8 protein-coding genes are annotated in these 6,239 nt (G+C 64.6%); 7 read left to right on the forward strand and 1 reads right to left on the reverse strand.

The features are described from left to right. The first annotated feature begins 4 nt into the window (after positions 1 to 4). The 7 genes from murG (at position 5) to VF769_RS16075 (ending at position 5,838) form a co-directional block, all read left to right on the forward strand. The gene (murG, locus tag VF769_RS16045; protein WP_331009438.1) at positions 5 to 1,096 is read left to right on the forward strand and encodes an undecaprenyldiphospho-muramoylpentapeptide beta-N-acetylglucosaminyltransferase; all 1,092 of its coding nucleotides are present in this window, start codon (positions 5 to 7) and stop codon (positions 1,094 to 1,096) included. 85 nt (positions 1,097 to 1,181) lie between these two features. After that, positions 1,182 to 1,334 (forward strand): hypothetical protein, encoded by a 153-nt coding sequence (locus VF769_RS16050; RefSeq protein ID WP_331009439.1) that lies wholly within the window; start codon positions 1,182 to 1,184, stop codon positions 1,332 to 1,334. Then, on the forward strand, positions 1,321 to 1,728 hold the full coding sequence (locus tag VF769_RS16055; RefSeq protein ID WP_331009440.1) for a hypothetical protein: 408 nt from the start codon (positions 1,321 to 1,323) through the stop codon (positions 1,726 to 1,728). Before VF769_RS16050 ends, VF769_RS16055 begins: the two co-directional genes overlap by 14 nt. Positions 1,729 to 1,735: 7 nt before the next feature. Beyond that, positions 1,736 to 2,281 carry an RNA polymerase sigma factor gene (locus VF769_RS16060; RefSeq protein ID WP_331009441.1) on the forward strand — a complete coding sequence of 182 codons (546 nt, stop codon included), beginning with the start codon at positions 1,736 to 1,738 and terminating at the stop codon, positions 2,279 to 2,281. Next, the gene (locus VF769_RS16065) at positions 2,278 to 2,604 is read left to right on the forward strand and encodes a hypothetical protein (protein ID WP_331009442.1); all 327 of its coding nucleotides are present in this window, start codon (positions 2,278 to 2,280) and stop codon (positions 2,602 to 2,604) included. Before VF769_RS16060 ends, VF769_RS16065 begins: the two co-directional genes overlap by 4 nt. A 62-nt stretch (positions 2,605 to 2,666) precedes the next feature. Then, entirely contained in the window at positions 2,667 to 4,082 is a 1,416-nt protein-coding gene (gene murC / locus VF769_RS16070; RefSeq protein ID WP_331009443.1) for a UDP-N-acetylmuramate--L-alanine ligase, read from the forward strand. A gap of 13 nt (positions 4,083 to 4,095) precedes the next feature. After that, entirely contained in the window at positions 4,096 to 5,838 is a 1,743-nt protein-coding gene (locus VF769_RS16075) for an SLC13 family permease (RefSeq protein ID WP_331009444.1), read from the forward strand. A gap of 3 nt (positions 5,839 to 5,841) precedes the next feature. On the opposite strand, the gene VF769_RS16080 is transcribed toward VF769_RS16075, so the two are convergent. Beyond that, the coding region (locus VF769_RS16080; RefSeq protein ID WP_331009445.1) for a hypothetical protein at positions 5,842 to 6,239 on the reverse strand (398 nt) is incomplete at its 5' end.

Raw genomic sequence — 6,239 nt, forward strand, 5'->3', positions numbered from 1 at the left:
AGCGATGAACAAGAAAGTCGTTGTCATCGCCGCGGGCGGCACCGGCGGCCATTTGTTCCCCGCTGCGGCGTTCGCGGAGGAAATGTTCCGGCGCGGTTGGCGTGTCGTATTGATGACGGACGCGCGCGGGCGCCGGTACGCCGAGGGGTTCCCGGCCGAGCGCATTGAAGATGTGCCGGCGGCGTCACTCTCGGCCAATCCGATCACGGCGATTCCGGCGGCGTTCAAGATCATGCGCGGCATCAATGCGGCGAAGGCGCGGTTTGCCGAATTGCAGCCTGCGTTGGTGGCGGGCTTCGGCGGCTATCCCTCGTTCCCGGCTTTGATGGCGGCGCGCGCACACAAAGTGCCGATCCTGATTCACGAACAGAATTCCGTACTGGGGCGCGTCAATCGCGCGATGGCGACGAGCGCGAAGATCGTCGCGTGCGGCTTCGAGCGGTTGGACCGGCTGCCGGAGAAGGCGGCGGATCGCAAACGCGTGGTCGGCAATCCTGTACGTTTGCCGATCCTGGCGGTGCGCGAGCGGCCGTATCCGGAAGCGCCGGCGGGCGGACGGATCAACATCCTGATCATTGGCGGCAGTCAAGGCGCGCGCGTGTTCGGTGAAGTGATTCCGGCGGCGTTTGCATTGTTGCCGGATGCGCTGAAAACGCGGCTCGATGTCGTGCATCAGGTGCGCGAGGAGCAGCTCAAGGATGCGAAGAAGGTCTATGACAAGGCCAAGGTGAAGGCGGAAGTGGCGCCGTTCTTCAATGACATGGGCCAGCGCCTGGGCGCTGCGCACCTGGTGATTGCGCGCGCGGGCGCCTCTTCGGTGACCGAGCTGCAGGTGGCGGGACGGCCCGCAATCTTGGTGCCGTTCGCGGCGGCGGCGGACGATCACCAGACGGCGAACGCCGAGGGGCTGACCGCTGTGGGCGCTGCTGATCTGTTTACCGAGCAGGAATTTACGCCGGCGGCGCTGGCGTCGTGCCTGGAACGGCGCTTGGCGGATCCGCATGGGCTGGCCGTCCGCGCCGCCGCGGCGCGGGCCTCGGCGAAGCCTGAAGCGGCCAAGACGCTGGCGGATTTGGCCGAGAGCGTGGCCGCTTAGAGAGGGGCAGTTCTCCCTGCATCCAGACCCGCCCTCAGCGGCGGATAGTGTTCGAAGGGCCGTTTTGGGTCCGGAGGGCTGGATCATGGAAGACTTGTTCCGGGATTATTGGTGGCTGATGTTCCCGATGGCGTGGTTCGCGATCGCAATGATTAACGCGATCAAGGGCGAGCCGAACCCGTCGCGCACGATCCGCGCGACGAACGAACAATTGGGGGCTCAACGTGACGTTCGCTGAATTCTTCGCCGCCTATTGGTGGCTGATGTTTCCAATCTTCGGCATGGCCATGGCGTTTCAGGGCGCCAACCAAAGCGCCAAGCGCACGCGCCGCGCCTTGGATTTGGTGAAATCCTACATCGACCAGGGCAAGGAACCGCCGCCGGAAATTCTGAAGCTCGCCTTGCGCGAGGAAGAAGATGAGTACGAAGTCGACGGCGTGCGCAAGACCGGATCGAGCAAGAACTCGACGGCGTGGAGCGCTGTCACGTTCACCGCGCTCGCGGCCGGTTTTGGCGTCGGCTATTGGTATGTGCAGGCCGAGGATTATGCGTTCGCGTTTCTGATCGTGACGGTGACGATGGCTGTGCTCGCGCTCGGCTCGCTGCTCATTCTGCTCTTCGGCCGCAAGTGATCCGCATATGGACCCGGCCGAAGAAGCGCGCCTCCTAGGGCTCGCGCGACGCGGCGACATGCGTGCGTTCGGCCGATTGGTCGACGCGCATCAGCCGGCGGTCCGCGCCTTCCTGCGCCGGCTCGTTGGCTCGTACGCCGATGCCGACGACATCGCGCAGGAGGCGTTCGCGCGCACCTGGGAAGTGCTGCACCGTTATGACGGACGCTCTAGCCTGCGCAGCTTCATCTGCGGCGTGGCGTTCCAATATTGGCGTCGCGGCAGGCGCGCCGACAATCGCCGCTTGGCGCGCGATACGGCCTATTCGGAGCTGGAGGACAGCCACACGGATGCGCCGCAGAACACGCCGGAGCGCTTGGCCTTGCGCCGGGCGATGGAGGAGCTGCCGGCCGATCAGCGCGCCGTGCTGGCGATGTGCCTGGGCCAAGATTTTACCCATGCGGAAGCCGCTGAGGTGTTGAAGCTTCCACTGGGGACGGTGAAGTCCCATATTACGCGTGGACGGGCGCGGCTGCAGGCGGCGCTCGGTCTCACGCCGGAGACGAACCCATGAGTGACGATCTCTCCCTTGCCGCACTGCTTGGTGAAGCGCCGAAGACGCCCGATCCGGGGTTCCGGTTTGATGTGCTGGCCCGTGTCAGCGCGCGTGCTGCGCGCCGCGAGGCGTGGACGCGTGGCTTGATGCAGGTGGCGGCGTTTACCGCGTTGGGCTTGGTGTTGGCGCTGGTGCAGTTCGCGAGCGTCAGTGCGGGGGCTTGGATTCCGGTGCTGAGCGCAGGTGGCGCGCTGGCGGCGTCGGGCGTGTTTGCATTGGTGGTGATCCAGGGGCCGAAAGCGGTCTTGGCGCGGGCGCGGATGGTGTTCGGCGGCGCGTAAAGGCGCCTATCTGCCGCCGCGATGCCTCCCTATAATGGCGCTCCAAAGCGTTTGGGGATTACATGCTGCGTCGCGCCATTCCGTTTGACACTGGGACTATTCATTTCGTCGGCATCGGCGGGATTGGCATGTCCGGCATCGCCGCCGTGATGAAGAATCTTGGCTATGACGTCAGCGGTTCGGACGCCAAGGATGGCGCCAATATTGAGCGGTTGCGCGCGCAGGGCATCGAGATCCATATCGGCCATAAGGCCGAGAATGCGGCGAACGCCGGCGTGGTGGTGATTTCCTCGGCGATCAAAAACGGCAACCCGGAAGTGGATACAGCACGCGCGCGCGGCGTGCCGATCGTGCGCCGGGCCGAGATGCTGGCCGAGATCATGCGCTTGAAGTGGACGGTCGCGATCGGCGGCACGCACGGCAAGACGACGACGACCTCGATGATCGCAGCCTTGCTCGATGCGGGCGGCAAAGACCCGACCGTGATCAATGGCGGCATCATCAACGCCTATGGGGCCAACGCCCGCATGGGCGAAGGCGAGTGGATGGTGGTGGAGGCCGACGAAAGCGACGGCACCTTCACGCGTCTGCGCGCGACGGCGGTGGTCGTTACTAATATGGATCCAGAGCACCTCGACCATTACGGCTCGGCCGAGGCGATGAATGCGGCGTATCAGACGTTCGTAGAGAATATTCCGTTCTATGGCTTTGCCGTGATGTGCCTTGACCACCCGCAGGTGCAGGCGCTGGCGGCGAAGGTGCGCGATCGGCGCGTGATTTCGTATGGCTTCAATCCGCAGGCTGATGTGTGCGCGATGAATGTGCGCCCCTCGCGCGATGGCTCGACGTTTGACGTGGTGGCGCGCAAGAAGGGCGAAGGGCCGGGCGTTACGCTGCACGATCTCTTCTTGCCGGTGGCGGGGCGGCACAACGTGCAGAACGCGGTGGCGGCGATCGCCGTGGCGCGTGAGCTGGGCGTGACCGATAGCGGCATTCGCAACGGCTTGAAGAAGTTCGCTGGCGTGAAACGGCGCTTCACCACGACCGGTTATTGGAATGAAGTGCGCATCGTTGACGATTACGGGCATCACCCGGTTGAGATCGCGGCGGTGCTCTCTGCTGCGCGCGAAATGACAGAGGGCCGTGTGCTCGCCATCGTGCAGCCGCACCGCTACACGCGCTTGCGCGATCTGTTCAATGAATTCTCCACTTGCTTCAACGACGCGGATATCGTCTGCGTGGCCGATGTGTATGCGGCGGGCGAGCAGCCGATCGATGATATCAACGCCGATGCGCTGGCAATCAGCTTGAAAAGCCACGGCCATCGCGATGCGCGGCGGATTGCGAATTTGGATAATTTGCCGGAGTTCGTACGCGCTGAGGCGAAGCCGGGCGATATCGTTGTGTGCTTGGGCGCGGGCGATATTACGGCGTATGCCAATGCGCTGCCGGGGAAGCTGGGGGCGGCGGCGGCGTGAGAGGCCCACGCGGATGAGCCCCGCGATACTCAGCACGCTCGTTCTGGGCGTGGCGTTGGCCTTGTTTGCTTCGGGGCGTGTGCGGCACGATCTTGTTGCGCTTCTGGCGCTGGCGTCGTGTCTGTTGCTCGGCCTGGTGGCGCCGGCGGATGCGTTCTCTGGCTTCGCTGATCACTCGGTGGTGGTGATCGTCGCGGTGCTCATCATCGGCCGCGCGATCGAACTTTCCGGCGTGGCCGATGCGGTGACGGATAGGCTTGCCGCTCTGAAGGCGCCGTTCCCGTTGCAGCTGGGCGTTATTCTGATCATCGGCGCAACGCTTTCGGCGTTTATGAACAACATCGCAGCCCTCGCGATCACCATGCCGGCGGTGGTCGGCGTGTGTCGGGCGCACAATCTGCCGCCAAGTGCGGGGCTCATGCCGATGGCGTTCGCCACCATTCTCGGCGGCATGACGACCTTGATTGGCACGCCGGCGAATTTGATCTTGTCGTCGGTGCGCGAGGATCAATTGGGCGCGCCGTTCGCATTTTTCCAGATGACGCCCGTAGCCGGGGCGGTCGCGATCGCGGGCGTGGCGTATATTTGCTTGGTCGGCTGGCGCCTCGCGCCGCGGCGCGATTCCGGCGAGGCCGCGTCAAAGGACGCTTATGCTGTCTTCGAACTTGGTCCGATTTCGCAGGAGGAGATGAACGCGGACGCGGAGGCCGCGCTGATCGAGGCGCTAAAGAACGCAAAGGTGGCGGCGCTCGCGGTGCTGCGCGGCAGCCGCGTGTTGGACTTGGCCACCGCGCGGCCGCTGCAGGCGCGGGATCGGCTGTTGCTTGGCGGCGCGGTTGATCCTTGGGAGGCGGCCAAGAAGCTGAACCTTTCGCTCCATGCGCAACGGTCGTCGGCGGAGGACGCGGCGACGATTGTCGTTGTGGTGGGCAACGGATCGCCGCTGGTTGGACGTCCGGTCGATACGGTGCGCTGGGATACGAACGGCGAAGTGGTTGTGATCGCGGGTGGCCGACGCGCCGCGGAGGTGCGCCAGCCGATGCAACGTTTGCGGGTCGAAGCGGGCGATCAGCTGACGATGCATGGGTCCGCTGAGCAGATCGCGATTTATGCGCGCTACGCGCGCTTGCTAGAGGTCGCGCGCCGCGCCAGCGCGCAGATCAATTTGCCACGCGCGTTGACGGCGCTGGGGATTTACGTCGCCGCGGTCGTGGCGTCGGTGTCGGTCGGCATGCCGACGGCGTTTTCGTTTGGCGCCGCGGCGGCGTTGATAGCCGCACTTGGCTTTTTGCCGCCGAAGGAAATCTACTCGTCGGTGGATTGGTCGATCATCGTGCTGATCGGCGCGATGATTCCGGTTGGTGAGAGTTTTCAATCGTCCGGGGCGGCGCTGATTTTCGCGGGCGAACTCGCGCAGTTGCTGGGCGGCGCGCCCTTGTTCTGGGCGGCGGCGGCGATGGTGACGGCGACGATGCTGCTGTCGATCTTCCTCAACAATGTCGCGACTGCGATCATCATGGGTCAGATCGCGGTGTCGGTGGCGCAAGCGATTGGCGTGTCGCCCGACGCGTTGCTGATCGCTGTGTTGATCGGCGCCTCGTCGGACTTTCTGACGCCGATCGGCCACCAAAACAATCTTCTGGTGATGGGGCCGGGCGGCTATCGCTTCATGGATTATGGCCGCGTCGGCGCGCCGCTGGCGCTGCTGGTGATATTTGTAGCGGCGAAGATGATCGAGCTGGGTTTCGCCGGGTGAGCGCTATTGCGCCGGTGTTAGCCGTTCGCGCAGGGCGCGGACGCGGTTGAGCAAGGGCTGGGCTTCATTGATCGTGGCGCCGAAGTCGAACGTCGTCGGCGTGGCGCCGTTGATGCTGAGCGATTCAGCGCCGCCGTCGGCGCAATCGGGGCAGCCGATCGTGGCGGGGAGATCGCTGAGATCGGTTGCGGCGGCTAAGTGCGAGAGCTCTTGCCATTCGACTGCGGTGAGTGTGGCGGTGAAGATTTGGTCGGGGAGTTCAGCGCCGCCGCGGCCGCCGCGTCCGTCGCGGATCAGTACGGCTTGGCCTTCGCTGATTTCGAGCCGCGTCGTGCAATAGCCGACGCACATGCCGAAGGATGTGGTGGACACGATCTGGCGGATTTCGCCTTGGCCTTGTG

Source organism: Vitreimonas sp. (assembly GCF_036392335.1).
In the GTDB taxonomy this organism is placed as follows: domain Bacteria; phylum Pseudomonadota; class Alphaproteobacteria; order Caulobacterales; family Aquidulcibacteraceae; genus Vitreimonas.